Genomic DNA, 20123 nt, shown 5'->3' with positions numbered 1-20123 from the left:
TTTTAGAGGGTTTGGGAAACTTCCCAACAAGCAAAATCCCCGTCCGGCGCGTCAGCGGCAGGACAGGGATTTACGGAAGTGGGTACCCGCTTCCTATGCTTGCTATTCAAGTTTTTAGTTCTTCTGTACTTCGATACGGTAGTTGACGTATTTCCCGCCAGTGTCAGCCAGAACGATAGTTCCGTCATAGGTCTTGCCTGTTTTCGGGGAATAGAGCTTCTTCACATTCACTTTGCCGGATTTAAGGAGCGCGGCGGCAATCTTCGCGGAAAAAGCGGTCTTGCGTTCCTCGAAAAAGCGGTCATTCTTCCACATGACAAAGGCACATTCTTTGTTGCTGCAATAATAGTTTTTCTTCCCCTCATGGACGGGGGAACCGCAACGGGGGCATTTGCCGACAGAGGGCTTTTCCTCCCGGAACAAATCCTTTTTCCCGTCCAGTGCTGCGGCGTGTGTCTGCACAAGCTCCCGCGCCATAGCTTCAATGCCGGACAGAAATTCGCCGGGGTCTGCGGCTCCCTTTGCTATCTGCGTCAGATTGTTTTCCCATTCTGCGGTAAGCTGCGGGGAAGTGAGCATATCCGGCAAGACTGATATAAGGGCGGCTCCGTTCTGCGTGGGGATAAGCTGCTTCCCCTTGCGCTCTGCAAAGCCGCCCTTTACCAGTTTTTCAATGACGGCGGCGCGGGTGGCGGGAGTGCCAAGCCCCCGGCGTTCCGCGTCCGGGTCGGTGTCCCCGTTCCCGGCTCGCTCCATAGCAGAGAGAAGCGACGCTTCGCTGTGGGGCTTCGGCGGCGTTGTGGTATGCTCCGTTACTTTTGCGGCGGGGTTAGGAAAGTTCTGTCCCTCGGAAAGCTCCGGCAGCGTCACGCCCTCATTTTCCCCGTCCTCTGCTTCGGGCTTATCTTTCAGCGTCGCCCGGTATCTGCGTTCAAGCTCTTTCCAACCCTCCGCAAGTACGGTCTTTCCCCTTGCGGTGAAGTCTGTCCCGGCGCATGAGAAAACCGCCGTAACCGCTTCATAAATATGCGGCTCGGCGGTGGCAAAAAGCAGACGCGCCCCCGCAAGGGTAAGGATATTCTTCTCGCTTTCCGGCAGCGCGTCCGGGTCAGCCTTTGCAAGCTCCATAGTGGGAATGATTGCGTGGTGGTCTGATACTTTCTTGCTGTCTAATACCTTTGCAATCTCCGGCGTGAAGTCCGCGCCCGCCATAAAGGGGAGCTTTTCGCAAAGCAGCGCGATAATGTCCGCTGCGGTGCCGCCCATGTCGTCAGTAAGAAAGCTGCTGTCCGTCCTCGGATAAGTAAGGAGCCGCTTTTCATAAAGGGATTGTGCAAGGTCAAGGGTCTGCTTTGCGGTGTAACCGAAAATGCGGTTCGTTTCCCGCTGCAAAGAGGTAAGGTCAAAGAGCTTTGGCGGGGCTGCGGTTTTCTTCTCTCTGGTAAGGGAAACGCATACCGCCTTTCCCGCTTCGCAAGCCCCTTTCAGCGCGTCGGCTTCTGCCTTGTCCGAAATCCTTTCGCTTGCCGCGTCCGCGCCGGATAAATCAAGGCGAACATGATAATATTTTTCTTTCTGGAAATGGGAGATAGCCGCGTCCCGGTCGGTGAGCATTTTTAAGGTCGGGGTCTGGACGCGCCCCACGTTCAAGGTCTTTCCATACAGGCAGGAGAAAAGCCGGGTGGCGTTAATGCCGATAAGCCAGTCAGCCTTTGCGCGGCAGAGGGCGGACGCAAAGAGCGCGCCATAGTCCCGCCCGTCTTTGAGGGAAGCAAAGCCCGCCTTAATCGCCCCGTCCTCCATTGAAGAAATCCACAAGCGGCGCATGGGCTTCTTGCAGCCCGCCACTTCGTAGACAAAGCGGAAAATCAATTCACCCTCGCGCCCCGCGTCACACGCATTTACCACTTCGGAAACGTCGGCGCGGTGCATAAGCTCTTTAATGGTTTTGAATTGCTTCCCCTTGTCCGGGTCAACGGCGTACTGCCATTCCTCCGGCAGAATGGGTAAGCTGTCAAAACTCCATTTTTTATATTGCTCCCCGTAGGCGGCAGCTTCCGCAAGCTGTACCAAATGCCCGACGCACCATGAAATGAGGTAGCCGCCGCCCTCGATATACCCGTCCTGTTTCCCCTTAATGCCAAGCGCGGCGGCGATAGTCTGCGCCACGCTCGGCTTTTCTGCAATCACAAGTCTAAATGCCATGAAAAAATCCTCCTTTCAGCGTTCCGGCGCGGTGTGCTTCTTCTCCTGTGCCTGTTTCAGACAATAGCCGATACAGGGGGATTGCGCCTTATAAGGGCAACGCATACACGCCGGGGATTTTGGAACGGGCGGCGCACTGTCACGCCGCCCGGTGGGTCTTTGTACCATCATTTTTTCTAAAGGGTTTTCGGTAAAAAGCGTCATGCTTCCTCGTCCTCCTGTTCTTCATCAGAAAGCCCGTCCCCCTCGTCCTCGTCGTAATCGTCAAAATCGAAATCTTCAAGGTCGGTGTCGCCCTTGACGTTCTGCTTTGGCTTCATAAACTTAAAATAATAGAACGCGCCCCCGCCGCCAAGAAGTGCCACGACAAGGAAAAGCACAAGCCCGCCTGTATTGCCTTTCTCTTTGGGCTGCTCTGTTGGTTTCTCGGTTTCCGGCTCCGCTTCCTTGCCGCTGCAAGCGGTCATGTTGTCCTTGCAGACAGGGCAGCTCACATTTACCTTTCCGGCTTCGCATTTATCGGTGCAACTGCAAACGGCGGGCGGGGCTGCTTCGGTGCTTCCGTCCTCCATGAGTGCCATAAGGTCGGCTTCGTCCACTTGATTAAGGAAATGTACGGTGTCCTCGCCCTCGTCGTCCCGGTCGATAAGGATATAAAAGTAATTGCCGTTTTTGGTCGTCACTGTGATAAGCTGCTTGTTGCCGCCGAAATCGTCTACAAGGGTCGCGTTCCCGTCCGGGGTAAGGGGTTCTTCCTTTTCGGGTTCCTCATAGACAACGCCGCTGTCGTCGGTCGCGTCCTGTCCCTCCGGGGTCTGTGCAAAGGCGGTGACGGAAAAGCCGCCCGTCAGCATGAGGGCGGCGCAGAGTGCGGTCAAGGTTCTAAGGATTTTCTTATTCATTCTCGGTGTCCTCCATTTCTTCGGTGTCGTGGTCTGCGGGTTCTGCGGGGTAGCCCGGCGCGGCTTCCATGCCCGGAATACCGCCGCCGGAAAGCATAGCGGAAAGCTCATGCGGGGAAAGGCGCATGGAGCGCACAAGCTGTACGATTTGCAGGTTTTCCGCTTCGGTTTTCTGCGCTTCAAGCCCCCTTAATCTGTTCTGGTACTCGGTGATTTTCTCGCGGGTCTTTGCAATCTCTTTGTCGATACGTTCAATTTTGTTCATAGCCATCAATAAATTTCTCCTTTCTTTGCTCAAAAATATGTTAATTCCAGTTCATCAGCCCATAGCCTTTGATACAGGAGTAATTGACGGGGTAGCTCTTTATCTTGCAGGCGTCGCCGGAATTGCCCTCGACGGTATAGACGCGCTCCCCGTCCGTTCCGATAACAAGCCCCACATGGTCTGCGCTCCCGTCCCCGTCCCAGTCGAAAAAGATAGCGTCGCCGGGGGCGATATTCTCATAGCCCCTCGCGCCCCATTGCCCGCGTGACTGGAACCAGGGTACGCCCTGTGACTGGCACCCGGCAAAGCGCGGCTCGCTCTTTCCGGCTTGATTGTAGCACCATGAAACGAAACAGGCGCACCATTCCACGCGGCTGTTAAATCCGTACCAGCTCCAAAAGGGTCGCCCGCCCACGTTGCCGACTTGCCGCTTCGCAAGGTCTACAACGGCGGTGTTGCCGGGGCGTGTGCCGTTTACAAGCTGTACGCCGCTTAAATCCTCGGACGCGCCCATATCGGGGGAGCCGCCGCCGAAAATCAGCGGTTTGTTTCCGCTTGTTTCCAGATAGACGCGGTACATTTCAAGCTGCTGTGGCGTTAGAAGTTCCTCCGCAATCTCGGAAATGGGCTTGTTCGTCAGCTTCACGTTGAGGATATGGTACTCGTAGGGTACTTCCTCGGTGGTCGTTTCCCCTGTTTCCGGGTCTGTGCTTGTTTCTGTGCGGTAGCGGATTTCCGTTTCTTCTGTCAGCGTCAAAGTGTACTGCATGGCAAAGACGCGATTTAGCTCTGCCTGTGCGCTCTGCGGGGTGTAGGTCTGTAAAAGGGCGGTGAGGTAGGACGCTAACTCATGGGGGTTATGCCCGATACTGTCAAGGTCATAGCGGTATTCGTCATAGCCGGGGTGGGTGCTTTCGATATTGTCAATCTGCTGCTGAAGCTCGTTTTCCTTTGCGGCGTAATTGTTCTCCGTCGCCACAAGGTCGCTGTCCTCCGACGTGTAGGAAGTCCCAAGTATGCCGTTCATCAAGCCGGAGAACATGGAACCGCAAGAGGAAAGCCCCGCCGATACCATGATGAATAAGAGTAGCGCGGCAACGGCGATACATACGCCCGCCGGGTGCCGCCCTACAAAAGCGATTGCCTTTTTTGTTTCCTCGGCGGTCTTTTTTGCCGCCTTGCGGGTGTTCTCTGCGGCTTTCTGCGCCGTTTTTGCGCCGCCTTTCCTTGCCGACTTTGCATACTGCCGCTTGATTTGCTGCTTCTGCATGAAGCGGGAAAGGGGATTGCCCGCAATCTGCGGATTGTCATGCAGGGCTTTATGGTACTGAAAATCCACATTCGCCTTGAACGCCGCTTTCTCTGCCTTTGCCGCCGCCCGGTAGGGTTTGAGCTTGTGGCTGTGGTAGCCCTCCTTGACTTTCCGCGCCCCGTACTTTGCGCCGCGCTCTGCCAGTTCTTCGGATTTGTGCGCCCCCTCAACGCCGGAATTGTCCTTTTCAACGGAATGTATCTTGTTGTGGACGAAAATACCCGCTTCCTGTGCGGGGCGGGATAGCGGGTTATTGTGGGGCTTATTCTTTCCTATGGGCTTTTCCTGTTCCTCAAAATGTAGGCGGGTCTTGCCTTTCCCGGTGGCTTCATCAAAGGTGCGCTCCCGTACAAGTTTCTTTTCTTTGGGGATAGCCGCCTTTGCCGCGTCCAGACGGTCGGCTGCTTTGTCCGATTTTCGGATATACCTTTCAAGCTCCGGCGTTGCCCGTTCCTCGTCGGTAAACTGCAAGCGGGAAGATTTTTCTTTTGCTGTGGCTTCTGCCTGTGCTTTCCTCGCCGCCTTTTTGCTCGCCTTTCTGGTACGCGCCCCGTCGATACGTTCCAAGACGCGCTCGGCTGCTGCGGTGTCCTGTTCCCGTTCTGCCCCCGGCGCATGGGGAAGCGGCGGCGTGTCGGTTAAGGGCGGGGAAGTTGCGCCGCCCGGTAGGGGCTGCGCTGCCTGTTCCGGCTGCGGTGGGGCTTCGGTCTTTGCAAAGTCCGCGTCCCTTATCCGCTTGCTGATACGTTTCTTTTTCCCGGTAGCGGCGTTTACCTCGACAGCCCCCTCGCGGGTCATTTTCTGCGTGACTTTTTCACGCGCCTTATATTGTTTTATGTGTCTGTCCCTCCAATCCGCGCCCTTGCAAGGGCGCAATACTCGGCGTTTATCTCAATGCCTATATAATGCCTGTCAAGCTGCTTTGCGGCTGCCCCCGTCGTGCCGCTGCCGAAAAAGGGGTCAAGCACAACGCCGCCTTTCGGACAGCCCGCCTTGATACAGGTTTCGGCAAGTTTTGGCGGGAACGCGGCGAAATGCCCGCCCTTGTAGGGAACGGTATTGATAAGCCACACGTCCCGCCTGTTCCGCATGGTCGGCATGAGGGCTTCGTCGTAGTAGCTGCCGCTTCGCGCCCGGTTAAGCCCCTGTACGTTCCCCTGTCCGGGTACTTCGTCCGCATATTTCTGTCCCGCGCTGCGCCCGGTGCGGTACCGCGCCGCCGTTGTGGGGGCTAACGGCTCGGCTATGGCGGCTGCGTCATAAAAATACTTCTTTGACTTCGTAAGCAGAAAGATATGTTCATAGCAGCGGGTAGGGCGGTCTTTCACGCTCTCCGGCATGGGGTTTTCTTTCTGCCAGATAATGTCGCTCCGTAAATACCACCCGTCAGCGCGTAGGGCAAAGGCTAAAAGCCAAGGGATACCGATTAAGTCCTTTTGTTTGCAGCCGGAAACGCGGTTGTTTCTTGCAATCTGCTGTCCGTTTCTGCCTTTCGGGTTCTTCGGGTCTGCATGGTAGCCTTTATTTCCTGTGCCGCAGTAGGTGTCCGCGATATTCAGCCAGAGCGTACCGTCAGAACGCAGTACCCGGCGCAGCTCGCGGAAAACCTCGGTCAGCCTGTCAATGTACTGCTCCGGCGTGTCCTCCCGCCCAATCTGCATATCAAGCCCGTAATCCCTAAGCGCATAGTAGGGCGGGCTTGTGACGCAACAGTGTACGCTTTCCTCTGGAAGCTCCCGCAAGGCATAGAGCGCGTCCCGGTTGATGATTGTGTCAGTTTTCAGCCCGTTCATGCTTCGCCCACTTCCTCCGGCTTCGTCGTCATTACCCGGTAAAGCTCGGTGTCTTTCGGGAAGCGGTCTACAAAGGGCAGCACCACGTTCCCGTAGAAGATAAGCCCCTCGCCCGCTTCGGTGTGGGTGACATACTTCATCTGCTGCGGGGAGATGTTGAGCTGCTTTGCAAGGATAGCCCGGTCGCCCGCCGCCTGATTGAGCATGAGGACAAAATCAGAGTTTTCAAAGATATTCTCCACTTCGCGGGAAGCAAGCAAATCTTTGACGTTCTGCGTGATTGCTGTGGGTATGCCGCCCCATTTTCTGAAACGCTTCCAGATTTCAACGGAATAGGCGGCGGTCTGTTCCTCTTTCAAGAGAAGATGAAATTCGTCCATAAAATACCGGGTGGATTTCCTTTCTGCCCGGTTGACGGTGACGCGGTTCCATACCTGGTCCTGCACAATGAGCATACCTAATTTTTTGAGCTGCTTCCCAAGCTGCTTGATGTCAAAGCAGACAAGGCGGTTTGAAAGCTCTACATTCGTCCTGTGGTTAAAGACGTTAAGGCTCCCGGAAACATAAAGCTCCAACGCCGCCGCGATACGCGCCGCTTCCGGCTCCGGCTGCTTCAAAAGCTCGTTGTAGAGGTCGCCCAAGATAGGCATTTTCTCCGGGTCGGGGTCTGCAAGGAAAGGGCGGTACACGTTCCTAACAGCGCGGTCAATGACGGTCTTATCGACGGGCTGCAAGCCCTCCTTGCCGCCTATGACAAGCTCGCAGAGGGAGAGGATAAAGTCGGATTTCAGCGCAAGGGGGCTGTCGTCCTCGCTGTAATTGAGGTTAATATCCATAGGGTTCACATACTGGGGCTTCCCGTCAATGCCCTTGCCCGTAGGCGATAACCGTATCACTTGCCCGTCAAGCCGCTGCACAAGGGAAAAATACTCTGCTTCCGGGTCGCAGATAATTATGTCGTCGTCGGTAATGAGGAAAGCGTTTGTCATTTCCCGTTTGGCGGCAAAGGATTTCCCGCTTCCCGGCGTACCCAAGATTAAGCCGTTGGGGTTCTTTAGCTGCTTGCGGTCGCAGAGTATCATGTTGTTAGACAGGGCGTTTAAGCCGTAATACAAAGCCGCGCCCGTCTGAAAAAGCTCCTGCGTGATAAAGGGGATAAAGATAGCGGTGCTTGACGTGGTAAGCCCTCTTTGAATGGGGATAAGGTTCTCCCCAAGCGGTACAGAGGACATAAGCCCCGCTTCCTGTTGGTAGTCAAGGCGGGTTAAGGCGCAGTTGTTCTTCTGTGCAATGCCCGCCGCCGCGAATACGTCATTTTCCAGTTTCCTTTTTGTGTCTGCCATGTTCACCACAAGGAACGTCAAGAGGAACATTCTTTCATTCCGGCTCTGCAAGTCCTGTAAGAGGTTCTTCGCTTCGCTGCCGAAAGTGGCAAGGTCGGACGGGATTATATCCATGTCGTAGCCGCTGCGTACCGCTTTTTTCTGTTCTTCGATTTTCATTTTGTCAAGGTCGGTGATTTTCCGCTTGATTGTCTTTATGGCTTCGGTCTGGTCGATACTGTGGATATGCAGATTGACGATAACGCCCGTTTCCAAGTCCAGAATGTCAGATAAGATACGGTCGTTTAATTCCGGCGCAAGGATTTCAAGGAATGAAACCGCGCCGATTTTGCGCCCCATGCGGAAATACCGCCCCTCGCCAAAACGGAAAGAGGACGGGGCGATAAAGTCCTTTGTGGAAAGCCCGGACGGGGCAAGCCATGAAAAATCAAAGGCAAACTGCCCGCCCTCCGGGTGGAAAATGCCATGCAGCATTTTAAGGCGTTCATAGCCTGTCATGGGGCGGGCAGACACGCCCAAGAGCTTAAAGTTGTTGAGTACGTCCGTTTCGATACGGGCAAGGCGGGATTTCGCCGCGCCCAGACTGTCGGCTTCAATGGCAAAGGTGATATATTTTGCTTTGACAAGCCCGTTGTTGCCCTTTGCAAGCTGGTTTTTCAGCATATCCCGGTATTCTGTGCGGATAGAATTGAAAGCGTCCTCCTGTGCCGGGATATTGACCGCCTTTTCCGCTTCGCCGCGCTGCGTCCCCTGATTGATGAAAGAGAGCTGCACCGAAACGGAAGCGTCAAAGTAGTTGAGGAAGTCGCACCAGTTCTCAAAAATGGCGGTCTTGTCGTCTGCCTGTGCAAGCTGATAGTTAATATCTTCAAAGGCGACGGTCTTTGAGTATTTCCGTCCCGTAACCTTGCAGATACCGTCCGGGTACATCTGGATATAAGGGATTGTCTGCTGCGCGGTGTGCGCTTTCCCGTCGCCCTTTGCCTGTCTGATGATTTCCGCAATCTGCTTTTTCTCGGCGCGGGTGAGCTTGCGGGGCGGGTTAGGCTTTGCGCTTCCCGCCGCGCTGTTTCTTCGTGTTTCCTTTTGCAATCGCTGATACCTCCTTTTCAAGTTTTCTCTGCCGTTCTAAGACGGAATAAAAGTTGTCTGTCCTGTATGGTCGTTCTTTGGGGGCTATGAATTTCGTCTGAATGATGTTCTTCACCACCACTTCAAGGGGCTGTCCATGCTTCTCATACATGGCAAAGAGGAAACAGGGCAGCATGACGGCAATCATAGCCATAGACGCAAGGCTTGTGCCTGTGCTGTCTTTGAGCAGAAAGAAAAGCGGCAAGCCGAACAGGAGAGCCGCCGCAAAACATACAATCTGCCGTTTGGTAAGGTTGAACGCTACTTTTGTCTTGACTTTGGATAAGTCTTTGGGTACGGGTACATACGCCAAGTGAAAACCTCCTTTCTCTGGGTTTGGTGTTGCTGTAACTTCCCATAAGGGTAATCAAGGCAAAGGTCAATCTATGCCCTTTGCCCGCCCGTATTATATGGGGGTTATCCGCGTCAAGGTCGGGTCGTATTTTCGCCGCTTCGCTCTGAAAATCTCCACCCTGCCCTTGACACGCCGCTAATGCGCGGAGAATATCGACTTCGCCAGTGCGCCGGATTTGAACAGGGAGAAACAGAGGATAACGGTATAGGCTGCAAGGGAGAATATCGCGCTGTGCAGATTGTCCGCTATTATCATGTTGTTTACCAGAACCGCGTAAATGCCGACGCATATCATAATGAGGAAGCCTTGAAAACCGATAGCGAACAGGGATTTGAGGTAGTTGTTTCCTATCTGCCCCCATTCCCGGTTCGTCATTGTTGCAAACGGGATAGGCGATACCGAACAGTAAAGGTAAATCTCTATCATGCGCCCGTAGAGGATAACGGTTATCAGTACGGACATGATTTTCATGCACAAGCTCACAAGGCTTGTTTCCATGACAAGTAAGAGCAGTTCGGGGATTTCCATAGCGTCAAGCCCGTCCTGCATGGAAGCAAGGGCGGCGGCAACATCAATCTCTGTGCTGCCGCCGATTACCCCCGCCGCGCCGGAAACAACGTGCTGCGCCATATCGAACACCGCCATAGTGATGTCAAAGGTGTGCGTCACAAGGTAGACTGCCACAAACGCCTTGAACACCCACTTGAAGAACATGGAAGTGTCAACGTCGTGCATATTGTTCTTTTCCGTTACCATGCTGATAAGCTCATAGCATAGGACGTAGGTAATGACAAGCCCCGCAATGGGTACGATTACATTCTCACTAAGGGTCTGTATCATGGAGAATATATTTGCGTTCCACCCTTGCGGGGTCTGCCCTACCTCTGCGGCGATAGTGCCGACTTTCTCGTTTACGTCCCCGAACATAGTTGACAGATTACCGTTTATGGCTCCTATGAGGATTTCCTTTATCCATTCGTTAATCGCGTCAAGTATGCTCTGCATAAGCCTTTACCCGCGCTTCTTAACCGAACAAGCCGGAAAGCAGCGGTACAAGGGTCATGCCGATAAGGGCAACGCCGCCGCCCGCCATAAGCTGCTTCATGCCCTGGCTCTTTGCTAATGTGCGATAAAGAAGTAATAGAAGTGTAAAAAATTTTGCCGTTCCTATCCGGCACTTAGGGCTGTGTCGGATAGGTCAGGCGTTAGGCTTCCGGCAAGTCTATCTTGCCGACAAAGCTGTAATAAATCTCAATGTCCTGCCTGCGGGTGCCGTTCTCGTCATAGCTGCACTCATGCACGACGATTTTCTCAATCATTTCCCGCAAGAGGGTGGGGGTCAATTCTTCAAAAGCAAGGTGCTTTCTCACAATCCCCATGAATTTCTCGGCGTTGACGGTGGCGGCCTGCGACTTGGAAAGTTCCTCCTGCAAAGCGGCAGCCCGGTCTTTCAGTTCCCGCTGCTCCTGCTCATAGTCCGCCGACAGCTCCATGAAACGCTCGTCGCTGATTTTGCCGCTTACATTGTCCTCATACAGCCGCTTGATAATGCGGTTCACTTCGGCAATGCGTGTCTGGGCCTGTTCAAGCTGCTTCGTGGCTGCGGCGGTCTTTCTCTTGCCGCCGATTTCGTTCTGCTGGATGAGCAGCTTTACAAAGCGGCTCTCATGCCTGGCGGCGTATTCCGTCACTTGCCGGAGATTGGAAAGCACGCCCGCCGTCAAAAGGTCGGTGCGGATAAAGTGTGCCGTACAGTCACGGGTACGCTTCTTGTAGCTGCCGCAGATATAACAGTCCTGCTTGCGGTTCTTGTTCTGATACCGCTGCTGATACAGCACATGGCCGCAGTCGGCGCAGAACAGCATACCAGAGAACAGCCCCACTTCATCATAGCGGTTCGGGCGTTTTCGCTGCTTGCGTAACTCCTGCACACGCTCCCATGTTTCCGTGTCGATAATCGGCTCATGGTGATTTGGGAAGATAGCCTGCTTCTCGATGGGGTTCTCAACGCTGTGCTTGACCTTGTAAGAGGGCTTCTCCGTCTTGAAGTTTACCAGACAGCCAGTGTACTCCCGGTTTTCCAGCAGATGGACGACGGTGTTTGTCGCCCACTTGCACTCATAGCCGGGGTGGTAGCGTCGGGTGCTGCCCGTCCTGCGGTATTCCAGCGTCCCCGGCGTGGGGATTTGCTGCTCCGTCAGCATACGGGCAATCTTGGTCGGGCCATTTCCCGCAAGGCAAAGCTGGTAAATCTGCCGGACAACCGGGGCGGCTTCCTCGTCAACGATATAGTTCTCGTCCTTGTCCATGAGATAGCCATAGACTGGCTTGCTGGTTACAGGCTTGCCGCTCATGCCTTTTGCTTTCTTTACTGCCTTGATTTTCTTGCTCGTATCTCTCACCAGCCATTCGTTAAATAAGTTCCGCAGAGGGGTAAAATCATTGTCCATGCCGCCGTTTGCGCTGTCCACGTTGTCATTGACAGCGATAAAACGCACGCCCTTTTGAGGGAACAGCATTTCCGTGTAAAATCCCACCTGCAAGTAATTACGCCCCAGCCTGCTCATGTCCTTGACTATGACGGTGCCGACTTTCCCGGCTTCAATGTCTGCAAGCATGGCTTGAAATCCGGGCCGCTGGAAGTTCGCACCTGAGTAGCCGTCGTCGGTGTACCAGCGCAGATTGGTAAAGCCGTTCTGCTTGGCGTAGGCTTCCAAAATCCGTTTCTGGTTGGAAATGGAATTGCTCTCGCCTTGCAATTCGTCCTCATGGGACAATCTCGGATAAAGGGCGGTAATGAGGTTTTGGGTGGCTTGTCTTAACATAAAATCCTCCGTTTCCGACAGCCAGCCCCACTATTCCGTGGTTTCATTGTACCACGGAACAGGGGCGGCTGTACAGCGGTAAAAGTGATAAATCTGCTTCTTTACAGCTTGTCAAATCGCCTTTTTTTGTGTAGCAGCGGCTTCCGCTTCCAGTACCCTCGCCATCTTGTCGGCGGCGGTGCTGGTGGTGTCTTTCTTGAAAAAGCCGGACACGACAAGAACGGTATTCCCCATGCGGATTTCCGTCACGCAGTCGGGGCGGCGGGTGGTACGGTGGTCGTGCTGCTTGATATTCTCCATAGGCAATACTCCTTTCATTCAGCCAGCAGTTTCTTCATGGTTTCCATTTTCCGCTTTGCGGTTTCCTGCCGGAAGTTGACGCCAGTAAAGCGTATCGGGACGCACATGGACAGCAGTCGGTCATAAATCCGGGAATGGGCCGTGTCTGTCGGCTTTTTCAACTCGTCCAGCGGGCGGTTGGTGGTGGCGATCAGCGGCTTGTTGCTGCGGTATCGGGTATCAATCACATGGAATACCTGTTCCAGTCCATAGTCGGTGCCACGCTCCATGCCGAAGTCGTCAATGATAAGCAGCGGATAGCGGCAAAGGCGGGAAATATACTCATTCCGGCCTGTAAAGCCGGGAGAGAGGTCGCCCAGGATAACGGCGAAGTTCGTCATATATACGGGGACTTCTTTCTCCATGAGGGCGTTTGCGATACAGCCCGCAAGGTAGCTTTTCCCGTTGCCGACGTTCCCCCAGAACAGGCAGCCGATGTTTTCGGCCTGCATTTCTTCCCAATGCTCCGCATACCGCCGGGCAATCCCGGTCTGCGGGTTTCTGCCGTTGTCGTTCTCGAATGTCCATTGCTGCATGGCTGAGTCGGCAAAAGCCCTCTGTTTCAGATTTTCCACGGCTTCCACATGGCGGCGGTGTTCCTCGGCGGCCTGCCGCTGCTCACGGGCGGCTCTCTGGCAGTCGCACTCTGCCGGGTGGCGGTCACGGCCAAACAGCTCCTTACCCTCCGGGAAGTAGGCTTCTTTCGGCGTATGGCACTTTCCGCAGTAAAGCAGTCCGTCCTCGCCGATATAGTCCTCCATCTCCGGGGCGGCGGTTGTCATGTTCTCCAAAATATCTTTGATTTCACTTGTCATAAGCTTTCTCCCTCCATACAGGTATAGTCGGGGATGCCCTGTTTTACGGCTCCCTTTTTGTCATTGGCCGCCCATCTGTGCAAGGCGGCGGCATAATTCTGGTAGGCTTTCCCGCTGGCGGCAAGGTAATGGCTCATTTCCTCAATCAGCCGTTCCAGCCTGTCCGGGTATTCTGCCTGTAACTCGTCATATTCGTCCTTTGACAGAAAAATATTCTCATATCGGCCATAAGCTGTGGGCGGCTCCCCACTCGCTCTCATTGTTTGGTTCTCTATTAAGTTGTTTATATTAGTTTTGTTAGGGGTCGGTTTTCCGACCATCATAGGGTCGGTTTTCCGACCGTCATAAGGTCGCTTTTCCGACTGTATGAGGGTCGCTTTTCCGGCCATCAGTTGGTCGGAAAACCGTACCACTGGGACAGGCGGCACTTTCACATAAAGCCGATTGGGTGCGGAGAAGCCCCGCCGTTCCCGTTCTAAAAGCCCGGCTGCGTCCAGTTCTTTCAAGGCTCCCTTGATGGCGGTACAACCCTTGTCCAGCATTTCCGCTATCTCCGCAACGGGGTAGACAATGAATATCCTGCCCTCGCCGTCCTGCCAGCCGTTCTTCTGTGACAGGGTGGAGCGGTCTAATAAAAGCGCATACAGCAGCTTGGCGGTCTGTGAAATCTCCATTTTCAGCAGGAAACGGGGGTATGGAAGATAGGCGGGCAGCGTGGTGTCTGCCCTGATATAATCAGCGATAGTATCACCTCCCTCTGTGTTGTGTCGTTTTTGGGCTTTGTCACGCATTAGGACGGCATTTCCGGGGGGAAAGGATAAATGTATCGCATACCCTTTGACACCCACGAAAAAAGCCTTGATTTATGCGGGTTTGAAAGGCTCTAAAGCGTGACATTTCTGCCTTTGTTTCCGCTTTCTCTCGGCGGCTTTGCGTTTCTTCATGCACCCGGCGCAGCCGGGGCAGTATTTCCCCCGGTTGGATTTGGGGACAAAGGCCGCCCCGCAGACCGCGCAGCGTTTCCGGCTCCCCCGGTACAAGAGGGCTGCGGCCAGCTCCCCGTCAAGGGGCAGGACAGCCACACGGAACCAGCGGCACATGAGGGAATAGGAAATGCTCTGGACGCACACGCAAGGCTCCCCGTCGTCTAACAGCAGGCAGTTCCCCTCGTCGTAGTTACAGCACTCATGCACAAGGCGGCGGGCTGCCTGGTGCTGGCGGTAGTCCATGCGGGACGGCTTATCGTTCATGGCTCTGCTCCTTTCTGCGGTGCGGCTCTTCCCGGCGCAAAATCTGGTCGATGTTCCGCTTGACGGTCTGCAACTCCCTGAACCGCTGCTTCTGTTCGTGATAGGTGTTGTACAGGCCGTCTTTCTCGGAGATAAGCTGCTCGATCTCGGCCTGCAACGCTTTTCGGCCGGGCAGCTTGGTAAGCCCCTGTGCCTTGAAATACCGGGCGGCGGCTTCGGCTATGATAAAATCGCTCTCGTTTGCCTGGCGGTATGCGGCGCGGGCTTTCTCGGATTTCTGCGCTTTCAGCCCCTCGCGGATGGGCTTGGTCTTGGCATAGGCAAGTACCTGTTGCCGCAACTCCCTTTTCCCTTGCAGCTTCGTTTCCAGTGCTTTCAGTTCGCCGCTGGTCTGGCGCATTTCCTGATAGGCGGTAGCAACGGCGGCTTCAAGCTGTTCCGGGGAAGAAAAGCCGTACTGTTGGTAGATGGTCAGGGTCTTGGCGGCCTGTTTCAGATTGTGTATCTTCGCCCATCGTTCATAGCCTTTGCCCTTGCCCTCGGCCATCTTCTGCTCAATGTCCACAAGCCGCTGCACACTGTCCTGTCTGGGGTCGATTTTCCCTGTCTTTTCGCCCTGTAAGCGGCCTTTCCCGGCGTGTAGGTATTCGGGTATGGCTGCGGTCTGTTCGGCGGCTCTGGCGGCTTGGTGCTGCGGGGTGTAGCGAACCGTTACGCCCCTCTGGGCGTTCTGCTCCAAAACGGCAAGGACGGCGGTGCGGTCAAAGTCGCCGCCCAGCTTCCGGGCGGTGATAGGCTTCGTCCTGTCTGGCGTGAGGTAGGACAGCCGCCCCCGGCTCTCCTTGACGGTCACACCCTCCCGCAACAGCAGAGAGGAAAACTCGTCAAAGCTGGCAGCGGTGGCAAGGGCTTTCCGTAGGGTCTGCCGCAGCTTCTCCTTGTTCGTTTCAAACTTGGTCTGCCGGGGCGTGATACCGCCTGCAATCATGGGGGCGTTCTGCTTGTCCAGTGCGGCCTGTCCCTTTTTCTGCGCCCAATATTCCCGGTCTGTGACACGGTTCTTGCTGCCGTTCAAGAGGTCGATTTGGTAAAGTCCTTCCCGGTGGCACATCTCCATGACCTCGGACTTGAAGTAGCGTAGGGCTGCGTCGGTGCAGCGGTGCTTGCACCCGGCTTTCGTGTCCGCTGGCCTGTCCATGTAGGGCAGGAACGGCACTTCCTCTATCCGCAGGCTGTTAATGACGATATGCACATGGATGTTGCCGCTGTGGTTATGCCCGTCCGGGTGGGTGCAGACAAGGGCCTGATGGCCGGGGAAATGCTCTTTACAGAATTGCTCCCCCAACGCCTGCGCCCGGTCTACGGTCAGGCCGTTGTCCGGCCCGTCCCGTGGGTCAAAGCTGATGATATAGTGGTGGCTTTTCACATCCTCCCGCCGCTGATTTTTCTCATAGCGGAGATTGGAGCGCATACACGCAACGGCAAAATCCTCGCCGCCGCAGTTCAGCGTGGACAAGCGATAATCCTCACGGGGGATAAGCCTGCCGTTTTCATCAAGGACGGGCTTCATAGTAAATTCGTCATGCTCAAAGAGCAGGTATTGTTCGGCGGCTCCGTAGTCGGCGTTCTTAGAGCCTAAATGCTTGAGTGTTGCCAACGGCGTCACCTACTTTCTTTAGGACTTCATACTTGAGGGCGGCAAGGTCGGCGGCCGCTTCCCGCAATTCCTTTGCCATAGCCGGGTAGGGGCTATGCCACTCGTTGAGGGTGCGGGCAATCTGGTTGAGATTGCCGCCAATCCTGCCGTACTCGGCTGTGAGCTTCCCGACAGCGGAGAGCAGCTCGTCATTGACTGACGACACATGGAGTACGGGGCGTATGGTAGTGCGCCGGATGGCCTGCCGGAGAAATTCGGACTGACTGATACCATAGGGCGCAAGCCGTTCTGTGAAGTCGGCGTATTCTTCATCGGTCAGCCGGGTTTTCACAACATGGCTGCGGTGGGGGGTGTTGTATCGCTTCGGCATGGGCTGTAAACCTCCTTTCACTTATCACAAAAAATGGGCTGGTCTGTTAGCTATTTTCGGGGCATTTCCTGTCTGCCGGACAGAAATATTTTTGCGGCGTAAGCCGCATAGCAGGGTTTGGGGAAGGCACTCCCCAACAAGTTTCCCGCGAGGGGCAAAACCGCAGAATTGCGGATTTTGGCACCGTGGTAGAAACTTGCTCTAAAAAACTACCGCTTTCCTCGGCGGCTCTGGTTTGCGGATATACTGGCTTGCTCCACCAATATAGCGATTGCGGCGGCGTGTTCTGCCCGCTGTTCACCACTACAACGGTGAAAAGGGGGCGTTTTGGCAAACGCACGGAAAATTTTTTGTTTTCCCTGTCTGCTCCCTACAACAATCCGGCGGTGTGGTTTGCCAAAGATTTTTGAAAATGGGCGCAAAAAAAGCAGCAAACCTTTTTCAAGATTTACTGCTTATATGCCGCTGTGATGGGCGGCGGTATTAAATTGTCAGCCGTTTTTCAAATGGAATTTATCTGCAATCGCTTTCTTTTCGCTTTCCAATCCCTTTTCTGTAATCTTCCATAATCCTAACGCAATGATCTGCTATCTTTTGCATTCCGAGTTCTTCAAAAAAAGCAATTTGTATTTTCATCAGTTCTTCGCAAACAGCCAACTTCTGCTCATCCATATTGCTAATAGCAAGCCATGGGAACGCTTTATATTTCTTAGTGTCACCAATGAGAAAATTGTACCCTATCAACTCATTTTCACGGAAAACGAAATAGAATTGTGGACCTGAACCCGGAACTGACTTTTCCATAATTTGTTGCATGGTTTTCACACCGCCGTATGCAGGAAAAAAACCTATTCGCTCAAGAGCATTTAATATGTCAAGCCTTTTATCTGTGGGTATGTCTCTATAATTGATAATCTGTTCCATTTGCTCCACCCCCATTAAAGTTTAATTTGTCAGGCTCTAATTATACAACTTTTCTGCTTAGCGGTCAAAGCGGAACTTCAACAGGCTTTCTATCAGCCGCCCGACGATATGTTCCTGCATATCTGTGTTGATCTGTCCGTCCATTTTCGCACAAGAGCGGATATATCCGGCATAATGGGATAGGACGGCGGCAACAGCTTCCGGGTCGCCCTCGCTTGCCTTAACGATTGTTTCATAGGGAAGTAGCTGGTTCATAGGACAAGCCCTCCAACTCTGCCCGTAGCCGCCGTAAAATCATCTGAATACGCCGCCCGGTTGTGTTGCCAGCCCGTCCATATCTCCGTCCAATCTCCCTATGCGTCAATCGTTGGAAGTAGTACAAGAAAATGATTTCCTGTTCCATCTGTGATAGTGCGGACAGGGCTGCGGCAAGCTCTGGACTTTCCAAAAGCACCATCTGACCACAGACGAAAAGCGGATAGCTGGTCATGCCGGATTGCTCCGCAAAGTATTTATCTGTGGTACTGAATGGATAGTGTTTTTCTTCTATCAGATATTCAAGCGAGATTTCCCGCTTGCGGCGGCTCCGTATGCTCCGGGCTGCGTCTATGGCAGCGTGGCGAATAACAGTCTTGCAAAAGGCATCGTGTGTATGCCGGATATGTTCTTGATACTTTTCGTGTTCGGTCATGGAAAATCCCCCTTTCTGAATAATGGCAGAGGGCGGCAGCATCTTGTGCTGTCGCCCTCTTGATTACCGAACAGCAAAGACGGGCGGGGCTGTCAACGGCGGCGCATTTGCGCCGTTCATCTTGACCGTTGACAGGCTCGGCTGGGTTTGCTATCTGCTCACGGCAATTCACTCTCATTGATAGGAATTGCTTCAAGGTCCGTATTCAAATTGTTCCAATAAGAGCCAATATCCGCACTTGTGAAATACTTAAAACCGCCTGCTTCTGACTTCAATTCGCCGTTTTTAACTCCATAGCAGGCGTAAATCAAATCGTAGCTTGTTCCATCTGAGAGGTTAAATCTAAAGCTGGTCACATCTGCTCCGGCAGTTTCCTCAGTTGTTTTGTCTTTTAAGGATAAGTCCTTGAACTTATCATACAGGGTCTTTATATCATTTTCAGCAACAACTACTTTCTTTTCTGCTGATGCAGGCACTCCGTCATAGTGGTACATTTCAACGCTTTCGACATCTTCAACCTCAAATGGGAAGTCGATTTTGACAGGCTCATAAGCAATGTTTATAGGTAACAGAAAGAGAGCTGTAAAAATTGCAATGGTACAAAGAGCGATGGAAACGAGAACAGCAATCGTTATCTTTTTCCTGCCCCTCTGCTTTTCTTTTGCCTCATGGCGCATAATAACGCTTTCGCTTTCTTCGTGAAGAACATCTTCGCTCGTGTGAGAAAGCAATTTCTGATAAATTGCGTTACAATCAGCACAGGCGTTCAAATGCTCTTTTACCATCTCTGCGCTTGCTTCGCTGCAAGCACCGTCAACATACAGCGGAAGAATATCTCGAACAATATCGCATTGTTTACTCATGCTTTTCATCCATCCTTTCTTGAATTTTTAGCTTTGCACGATGATAAGTAACTCTCGCCCATGATTCTGTTTTTCCAAAAATTGCAGCGATTTGTGAAAAAGATAGTTCCCCGAATACGCGAAGCTGAAAGACTTCTTTGTATGGTTCTTCCAAACGGTGAAGAACGAGGTGTATGCGGAACGCCATGTCAGAATCTGCAACTGAGTTCTCAACATTTTCATTTGATGGCAAGTCATTGATTTCACTCACATCAGCTACTCGCTGACGGCTTCGCATTTCATCATGGTAAAGATTTTTTGCTATGGAGCAGAGCCATGTCAATTCATCTGACTTACCTTTGAATTGTGATGTTGTAGAAACAGCCTTATAGAATGTGTTCTGCGTGATTTCCTCTGCTATCTCACGATTTTTGGCAAGAGAAATAGTATACGAGTATACCTGTAAATAGTAGGCTTTATAGAGCTTTTCATAGTCCATACTTGTCATCACCTCCTTCAGCTTCATAGGTTAGACGGAGAAATCGGAATTTCGTTACAAAGAAGTTTGAAATTTTTATACCTTTACGCTACTCTTGCTTTCTGCGGACTGTTGGTAGACGCACATTAACGGCAAGCAAAGAGATTGCTGTGTCAGCTTGATATGTTCAAATGCTAATTAAGTATAGCATACAGCTATGAATTTTTCTATTGCGTTCCCCTGACTTCGGAATAGTGGCAGGGCTGGCTATCCATGTCTTGTGCTTCTCTACCGTACATGAGCATTCGCGCCCGGATTGTCGTTGCCGTAGCCCTCCATGAGATTGATAACGCCCCAGATACCAAGCCCGGCTCCAAGTGCTACAACAAGGGTCTGCAAAACGTCTACTGCGCTATTGAAAAATGCCATAAATAAATCCTTTCTGCCGCGTCTGCGGCTGTCCGGCAAGCGGACAAAAGGCGGTCAGCGTATGCCGCCGCATAAAAAAACCGCCCTCTGGTAAAGGCGGCTGTCCCCGCGCTGCGTAAGTTCTGCGGCGCGGCGGTATTCAGTTGTAGGGGGGTGCGGCTCCTGCCGCTGTGTGCTGCGCCGGAAAGTAGGGGCGC

Annotated in this window: 23 protein-coding genes; all 23 read right to left on the bottom strand. The window is 53.2% G+C overall.

Annotation, left to right across the window (positions count from 1 at the left end):
- Positions 1-114 precede the first annotated feature (114 nt).
- The 23 genes from NQ536_RS08610 to NQ536_RS08500 all read right to left on the bottom strand — a co-directional run bounded on the left by NQ536_RS08610 (position 115) and on the right by NQ536_RS08500 (position 19926).
- Complete coding sequence (locus NQ536_RS08610; protein ID WP_002569178.1) at positions 115-2205, bottom strand: DNA topoisomerase 3; 2091 nt, start codon at positions 2203-2205, stop codon at positions 115-117.
- Positions 2206-2220: 15 nt separating this feature from the next.
- On the bottom strand, positions 2221-2409 hold the full coding sequence (locus tag NQ536_RS08605; RefSeq protein WP_002569177.1) for a hypothetical protein: 189 nt from the start codon (positions 2407-2409) through the stop codon (positions 2221-2223).
- The gene (locus NQ536_RS08600) at positions 2406-3107 is read right to left on the bottom strand and encodes a DUF4366 domain-containing protein (RefSeq protein WP_002569176.1); all 702 of its coding nucleotides are present in this window, start codon (positions 3105-3107) and stop codon (positions 2406-2408) included. The genes NQ536_RS08605 and NQ536_RS08600 overlap by 4 nt, the downstream gene beginning before the upstream one ends.
- A complete protein-coding gene (locus NQ536_RS08595) occupies positions 3100-3378 on the bottom strand; it encodes a DUF4315 family protein (RefSeq protein ID WP_002569175.1) in 279 nt (92 codons plus the stop codon). The genes NQ536_RS08600 and NQ536_RS08595 overlap by 8 nt, the downstream gene beginning before the upstream one ends.
- A gap of 34 nt (positions 3379-3412) precedes the next feature.
- Positions 3413-5482, bottom strand: a complete 2070-nt coding sequence (locus NQ536_RS08590; RefSeq protein ID WP_002569174.1) for a C40 family peptidase — start codon at positions 5480-5482, stop codon at positions 3413-3415.
- Between the two features lie 35 nt (positions 5483-5517).
- Entirely contained in the window at positions 5518-6477 is a 960-nt protein-coding gene (locus tag NQ536_RS08585; RefSeq protein ID WP_002569173.1) for a DNA-methyltransferase, read from the bottom strand.
- Positions 6474-8912, bottom strand: coding sequence for a VirB4-like conjugal transfer ATPase, CD1110 family (locus tag NQ536_RS08580; protein ID WP_002569172.1), 2439 nt, complete (start codon positions 8910-8912; stop codon positions 6474-6476). Before NQ536_RS08580 ends, NQ536_RS08585 begins: the two co-directional genes overlap by 4 nt.
- Entirely contained in the window at positions 8863-9264 is a 402-nt protein-coding gene (locus NQ536_RS08575; RefSeq protein WP_002569171.1) for a PrgI family protein, read from the bottom strand. Before NQ536_RS08575 ends, NQ536_RS08580 begins: the two co-directional genes overlap by 50 nt.
- Before the next feature lie 177 nt (positions 9265-9441).
- Complete coding sequence (locus NQ536_RS08570; RefSeq protein ID WP_002595174.1) at positions 9442-10311, bottom strand: VirB6/TrbL-like conjugal transfer protein, CD1112 family; 870 nt, start codon at positions 10309-10311, stop codon at positions 9442-9444.
- 19 nt (positions 10312-10330) lie between these two features.
- Positions 10331-10501, bottom strand: a complete 171-nt coding sequence (locus NQ536_RS14025) for a Maff2 family mobile element protein (RefSeq protein ID WP_081445877.1) — start codon at positions 10499-10501, stop codon at positions 10331-10333.
- 10 nt (positions 10502-10511) lie between these two features.
- Positions 10512-12131 carry a recombinase family protein gene (locus tag NQ536_RS08560; protein ID WP_000945966.1) on the bottom strand — a complete coding sequence of 540 codons (1620 nt, stop codon included), beginning with the start codon at positions 12129-12131 and terminating at the stop codon, positions 10512-10514.
- A gap of 111 nt (positions 12132-12242) precedes the next feature.
- On the bottom strand, positions 12243-12431 hold the full coding sequence (locus NQ536_RS08555; protein ID WP_000427739.1) for a transposon-encoded TnpW family protein: 189 nt from the start codon (positions 12429-12431) through the stop codon (positions 12243-12245).
- A gap of 14 nt (positions 12432-12445) precedes the next feature.
- Positions 12446-13285 carry an ATP-binding protein gene (locus NQ536_RS08550; RefSeq protein WP_000200031.1) on the bottom strand — a complete coding sequence of 280 codons (840 nt, stop codon included), beginning with the start codon at positions 13283-13285 and terminating at the stop codon, positions 12446-12448.
- A complete protein-coding gene (locus tag NQ536_RS08545) occupies positions 13282-14016 on the bottom strand; it encodes a replication initiator protein A (protein ID WP_432765087.1) in 735 nt (244 codons plus the stop codon). Before NQ536_RS08545 ends, NQ536_RS08550 begins: the two co-directional genes overlap by 4 nt.
- A gap of 132 nt (positions 14017-14148) precedes the next feature.
- Complete coding sequence (locus tag NQ536_RS08540) at positions 14149-14535, bottom strand: cysteine-rich VLP domain-containing protein (RefSeq protein ID WP_000998386.1); 387 nt, start codon at positions 14533-14535, stop codon at positions 14149-14151.
- The gene (locus NQ536_RS08535) at positions 14525-16192 is read right to left on the bottom strand and encodes a relaxase/mobilization nuclease domain-containing protein (RefSeq protein ID WP_009249723.1); all 1668 of its coding nucleotides are present in this window, start codon (positions 16190-16192) and stop codon (positions 14525-14527) included. Before NQ536_RS08535 ends, NQ536_RS08540 begins: the two co-directional genes overlap by 11 nt.
- Positions 16164-16562 carry a plasmid mobilization protein gene (locus NQ536_RS08530; protein WP_001126628.1) on the bottom strand — a complete coding sequence of 133 codons (399 nt, stop codon included), beginning with the start codon at positions 16560-16562 and terminating at the stop codon, positions 16164-16166. The genes NQ536_RS08535 and NQ536_RS08530 overlap by 29 nt, the downstream gene beginning before the upstream one ends.
- Positions 16563-17075: 513 nt before the next feature.
- Positions 17076-17486 (bottom strand): hypothetical protein, encoded by a 411-nt coding sequence (locus NQ536_RS08525; protein WP_023921374.1) that lies wholly within the window; start codon positions 17484-17486, stop codon positions 17076-17078.
- A gap of 57 nt (positions 17487-17543) precedes the next feature.
- A complete protein-coding gene (locus NQ536_RS08520; RefSeq protein ID WP_004853580.1) occupies positions 17544-17741 on the bottom strand; it encodes a helix-turn-helix domain-containing protein in 198 nt (65 codons plus the stop codon).
- Entirely contained in the window at positions 17719-18177 is a 459-nt protein-coding gene (locus NQ536_RS08515; RefSeq protein WP_023921375.1) for an RNA polymerase sigma factor, read from the bottom strand. Before NQ536_RS08515 ends, NQ536_RS08520 begins: the two co-directional genes overlap by 23 nt.
- Positions 18178-18335: 158 nt before the next feature.
- Positions 18336-19040, bottom strand: a complete 705-nt coding sequence (locus NQ536_RS08510; protein WP_009259848.1) for a zf-HC2 domain-containing protein — start codon at positions 19038-19040, stop codon at positions 18336-18338.
- The gene (locus tag NQ536_RS08505) at positions 19033-19518 is read right to left on the bottom strand and encodes an RNA polymerase sigma factor (protein WP_008818014.1); all 486 of its coding nucleotides are present in this window, start codon (positions 19516-19518) and stop codon (positions 19033-19035) included. Before NQ536_RS08505 ends, NQ536_RS08510 begins: the two co-directional genes overlap by 8 nt.
- 267 nt (positions 19519-19785) lie before the next feature.
- Entirely contained in the window at positions 19786-19926 is a 141-nt protein-coding gene (locus tag NQ536_RS08500; RefSeq protein WP_002586628.1) for a Maff2 family mobile element protein, read from the bottom strand.
- Positions 19927-20123 lie beyond the last annotated feature (197 nt).

Source organism: Coprococcus eutactus, from assembly GCF_025149915.1.
Taxonomy (GTDB): Bacteria; Bacillota; Clostridia; order Lachnospirales; family Lachnospiraceae; genus Coprococcus; species Coprococcus eutactus.
Note: the sequence above shows the minus strand (reverse complement) of the source record. Positions and strands in the feature narration are given on the sequence as shown.